5 protein-coding genes are annotated in these 4,640 nt (G+C 72.1%); 4 read left to right on the top strand and 1 reads right to left on the bottom strand.

Annotated features, from left to right (window positions below; all coding sequences use genetic code 11):
* The 3 genes from cysD to GL263_RS21970 all read left to right on the top strand — a co-directional run.
* The coding region (gene cysD / locus GL263_RS21980) for a sulfate adenylyltransferase subunit CysD (protein ID WP_182857474.1) at positions 1–886 on the top strand (886 nt) is incomplete at its 5' end.
* Positions 886–2,229 carry a sulfate adenylyltransferase subunit 1 gene (locus tag GL263_RS21975; protein ID WP_182857473.1) on the top strand — a complete coding sequence of 448 codons (1,344 nt, stop codon included), beginning with the start codon at positions 886–888 and terminating at the stop codon, positions 2,227–2,229. The genes cysD and GL263_RS21975, both read left to right, overlap by 1 nt.
* Before the next feature lie 92 nt (positions 2,230–2,321).
* Positions 2,322–3,152, top strand: coding sequence for an alpha/beta fold hydrolase (locus GL263_RS21970; RefSeq protein WP_182857472.1), 831 nt, complete (start codon positions 2,322–2,324; stop codon positions 3,150–3,152).
* A 42-nt stretch (positions 3,153–3,194) separates the two neighbouring features.
* On the opposite strand, the gene GL263_RS21965 is transcribed toward GL263_RS21970, so the two are convergent.
* Entirely contained in the window at positions 3,195–4,247 is a 1,053-nt protein-coding gene (locus GL263_RS21965; RefSeq protein ID WP_182857471.1) for a helix-turn-helix domain-containing protein, read from the bottom strand.
* A 219-nt stretch (positions 4,248–4,466) separates the two neighbouring features.
* Here GL263_RS21965 and GL263_RS28915 point away from each other — a divergent pair, with 219 nt between their 5' ends.
* Complete coding sequence (locus tag GL263_RS28915; protein WP_267132789.1) at positions 4,467–4,592, top strand: hypothetical protein; 126 nt, start codon at positions 4,467–4,469, stop codon at positions 4,590–4,592.
* Positions 4,593–4,640: the final 48 nt, after the last annotated feature.

Genomic DNA, 4,640 nt, shown 5'->3' with positions numbered 1-4,640 from the left:
GAGCCATCTGGACGCGTTGGAGTCGGAGGCGGTGCACGTCTTCCGGGAGGTCGCGGGCGAGTTCGAGCGGCCGGTGATCCTGTTCTCCGGCGGCAAGGACTCGATCGTGATGCTGCACCTGGCGCTGAAGGCGTTCACGCCGGCGCCGGTGCCGTTCGCGCTGCTGCACGTGGACACCGGGCACAACTTCCCCGAGGTCATCGACTACCGCGACCGCGTCGTCGCCGAGCACGGACTGCGCCTGCACGTGGCCTCCGTGCAGGAGTTCATCGACCGCGGCGAGCTGCGCGAGCGCCCGGACGGCACCCGCAACCCGCTGCAGACCGTGCCGCTGCTGCGGGCGATCTCCGACCACCGCTTCGACGCCGTCTTCGGCGGCGGCCGCCGCGACGAGGAGAAAGCCCGCGCCAAGGAGCGCGTGTTCTCCCTGCGCGACGAGTTCGGCGCCTGGAACCCCCGCCGCCAACGCCCCGAGCTGTGGCAGCTCTACAACGGCCGCCACGCCCCCGGCGAGCACGTCCGCGTCTTCCCGCTCTCGAACTGGACCGAGCTGGACGTGTGGCAGTACATCGCCCGCGAGAACATCGAACTGCCGGCGATCTACTACGCGCACAAGCGTGAGGTCTTCCAGCGTTCCGGCATGTGGCTGGCGCCCGGCGAGTGGGGCGGCCCCAAGGACGGCGAGAGGTTGGAGCGCCGCCTGGTCCGCTACCGCACGGTCGGCGACATGTCCTGCACCGGCGCGGTCGACTCCGACGCCGACACGATCGAGAAGGTCATCACCGAGATCGCCGCCTCCCGGCTCACCGAACGCGGCGCCACCCGCGCCGACGACAAGCTCTCCGAGGCCGCGATGGAAGACCGCAAGCGCGAGGGGTACTTCTGATGTCCACCACCACCGGCCCCACCGATCTCACCGATCTCACCCAGGCGACCTCGGCCACCTCGCTGCTGCGCTTCGCCACCGCCGGCTCCGTCGACGACGGCAAGTCCACCCTCGTCGGACGCCTCCTCCACGACTCCAAGTCCGTCCTCGCCGACCAACTGGAGGCCGTCGAGCACGCCTCCCGCAACCGCGGCCAGGACACCCCCGACCTCGCCCTCCTCACCGACGGGCTGCGCGCCGAGCGGGAACAGGGCATCACCATCGACGTCGCCTACCGCTACTTCGCCACACCAAGGCGGCGGTTCATCCTCGCCGACACCCCCGGCCACGTGCAGTACACCCGCAACATGGTCACCGGCGCCTCCACCGCCGAACTGGCGATCATCCTCGTCGACGCCCGCAACGGCGTCGTCGAGCAGACCCGCCGCCACGCCGCCGTCGCCGCCCTCCTCCGCGTCCCCCACGTGGTGCTCGCGGTCAACAAGATGGACCTCGTCGACTACGCCGAACCCGTCTTCGCGACCATCGCCAAGGAGTTCACCGCCTACGCCGCCTCCCTCGGCGTCCCCGAGATCACCACCATCCCCATCTCCGCGCTCGCCGGGGACAACGTCGTCACCCCCTCCGCCACCATGGACTGGTACGCCGGCCCGACCGTGCTGGAACACCTGGAGACGGTCCCGGTCACCCACGACCCCACGGCGGAGGCGGCCCGCTTCCCCGTCCAGTACGTCATCCGCCCGCAGTCCGCCGAACACCCCGACTACCGCGGCTACGCAGGCCAGTTGAACGCCGGTGTCCTGCGCGTCGGACAACAGGTCACGGTGCTGCCCTCCGGCCGGACCAGCACCATCGAGGCCATCGACAACCTCGGCCGCCCCGTCGACACCGCCTGGGCCCCCCAGTCCGTCACCGTCCGCCTCGCCGACGACCTCGACATCTCCCGAGGCGACCTCCTCGTCCCCAACGACCAGCCACCGGCCCCCAGTCAGGACCTCACCGCCACCGTCTGCCACCTCCACGACACCCCGCTGCGGCCCGGCACCCGCGTCCTGCTCAAGCACACCACCCGCACCGTCAAGGCCATCGTCAAGCAGATCCCCTCCCGACTCACCCTCGACGACCTCTCCCAACAGAACAACCCCGGCGAACTGCTCCCCAACGACATCGGCCGCGTCGTCCTGCGCACCGCCGAACCCCTCGCCGTGGACGACTACACCACCTCCCGCCGCACCGGCTCCTTCCTCCTCATCGACCCCGCCGACGGCACCACCCTCACCGCCGGCATGGCCGGCAACGCCTTCACCGAGGCCGTACCTGATCACACGTCACCACATGTGTGAGGGAAGGCCGTTCACCGTCGCAGCACCGAGGGTCAGCGGCTGGGCGCGCGTACCCTTCTCCTTCGTGACCCCCACGGAACGAGGAGGGACCCTTGAACGACTGGTCGCTGAGCGAGACGTACCACAGCACGGCAGGCGAGGTGCGCTGGAACCGGCTCGGGAACGGCCCGGAAGCTGTTGTACTGCTCCACGGCACGCCCTTCTCCTCGTTCGTGTGGCGCGGCGTGGCACGCTCCTTCGCCCCGCACTTCAGCGTCTACGTGTGGGACATGCCCGGCTACGGCGTGTCCGAGAAGCGGGCCGGGCAGGACGTGTCGCTCGACGCGCAGGGCCTGGTGTTCACCGAGTTGCTGACGCACTGGGGTCTCACCGACCCGCACGTGGTGGCGCACGACTTCGGGGGCGCCGTGGCCCTGCGCGCCAGTCTCCTCCACGGCGCCCCCTACCGGCGGCTGGCACTCGTCGACCCCGTCGCCCTCGCCCCCTGGGGCTCCCCGTTCTTCCGGCTCGTGGGGGCGAACACCTCGGTGTTCGAGCAGCTGCCGCCGGCTATGCACGCGGCACTTGTGCGTGAGTACGTGCGCTCGGCGAGCCACCCGGGCCTCGCTCCCGACGTCGCGGAGCAGCTGGTGGCACCGTGGCTCGGTGAGGTCGGCCAGCCGGCGTTCTACCGCCAGATCGCCCAGGCCGACCAGCGCTACACCGACGAACTCGACGCGCGGTTCGGGGACCTGCGACCGCCCACGCTCGTCTGCTGGGGCGCGGAGGACCGGTGGATCCCCGTCGAGCGGGGCCACGAGCTGGTCGGCCGCCTGCCGAAGGCGGAGCTGACGGTCATCCCCGGCGCCGGGCACCTGGTCCAGGAGGACGCGCCGGCCGAGCTGGCCGCGACCCTCTTCGCCTTCCTCAAGGGTCTGAGCTGAGCGGACCGAAGAGGCGCGCGGCGTGCCCGACCGGCCCGGCCCTCAGCCGGCCAGCCGGTCGGACCCGGCACCGGCGTCGATCCCGGCGGGAGCATCCGTCGGCGCGCCCGCCGGCGCGGCGCGGAAGCCACGCCGGTACGCCGACGGCGACGTGCGCATGAGCCGGCCGAAGTGGTGCCGGTAGGTCACCACCGACTCGAAGCCGACGGCCGCCGCGACCTCCTCGATCGAGGCGCGGGTGCTCTCCAGCATCGGCAGGCTCGCGCGCACCCGGCGGGCGACCAGCCAACGGATCGGCGAACTCCCGGTGGTCCGCGCGAAGTGCCGCAGGTAGCTGCGTTCGGACATGTCCGCCCGCCGCGCCAGATCGGCCACCGTGACCGGCTCCGCCAGATGCTCCAGAGCCCACGTCATGCTGCGCGCGACGCCGTTGTCCTCCGCCGTCGGCGCACCCACGGGCGCCTCGACGTACTGGGCCTGGCCGCCGTCCCGGTGCGGCTGGATCACCAGCCGGCGCGCGACCGTGTTGGCGAACTCGGTGCCGAAGTCCTTCCGGACCAGGTGCAGACACAGGTCGAGGCCGGCCGCGCTGCCGGCGCTGGTCAGCACGTCACCGTCGTCGACGTACAGCGGGGCCGGGTCCACCTCGACCAGCGGGTGGCGGGCGCGCAGCAGCTCCGCCCACCGCCAGTGCGTCGTGGCCCGTCGGCCGTCCAGCAGGCCGGCGGCGGCGAGGGTGAACGCCCCGGTGCACGTGGACACCATCCGCGCTCCGGCTCGATGGGCCGCTCTGAGCGCCTCCAGCAGCCGCTCGGACGGCGGCGTGTCCAGGTCTGCGCTGCTCGGCACCACCACCGTGTCGGCCTCCACCAGGTCGTCGAGTCCGTACGGCGTGCTGAGCGAGGCCCCTGCTCCGAGCGGGACCGGGGTGGCGTTCTCCGCGCACACCCTCAGCTCGTAGCGGGGCGGGATCAGGTCCGGGAGGTAGGGCCCGAACACGGCGGTCACCACTCCCAACTCGAACGGTGAGGAGTCGGCGGTCACGAGCAGCGCGACGCGGTGCCGTGCGGCGTTCTCGAGCGTCTTCCCGGTCATGGCGGAATCTTATCGAACCCTGTCGTCAGCGCCACTGGTGCCGCCGGGGTCGCGCTGGCAGTCTCGTGAAGCAAGGCCCGGTGTCCGGGCCGACCGCCCCGACACCGGCGCCGGCCGGCATCCGACCGGACGGTGTCCCGAGGGCCCGCCACAGGAACACCGGGCCGCGTCGGCACCCTCCGCACCGCCGACGCGCCGCGAGCGACAAAGGACGAGCTCATGCGCGACTTCTTCCGTCTCTGCATCCGCGCCCTGCGGGAGTTCTGCTACGGCATCGACTCCGCGCACGCCATCCGGCACGGCCTGACCCCCGCTCCCCGACCGACCGCACAGCGGCGCGGCTGAGCCGCCCCGGGCGACACGGGGTCGTGCCAGGGCGCTCCTCGGCGCCCT

The organism is Streptomyces durbertensis (assembly GCF_014156695.1).
GTDB lineage: Bacteria > Actinomycetota > Actinomycetes > Streptomycetales > Streptomycetaceae > Streptomyces > Streptomyces durbertensis.
The sequence above is the reverse complement of the archived record's forward strand: the minus strand, read 5'-3'. Positions and strand labels throughout refer to the sequence as shown.

What these genes read in the sequence shown, in the direction of transcription:
- GL263_RS21975 (WP_182857473.1), top strand. Translation starts at nt 886, where the DNA reads ATGTCCACCACCACCGGCCCCACCGATCTCACCGATCTCACCCAGGCG.
- GL263_RS21965 (WP_182857471.1), bottom strand. Translation starts at nt 4,247, where the DNA reads ATGACCGGGAAGACGCTCGAGAACGCCGCACGGCACCGCGTCGCGCTG.
- GL263_RS28915 (WP_267132789.1), top strand. Translation starts at nt 4,467, where the DNA reads ATGCGCGACTTCTTCCGTCTCTGCATCCGCGCCCTGCGGGAGTTCTGC.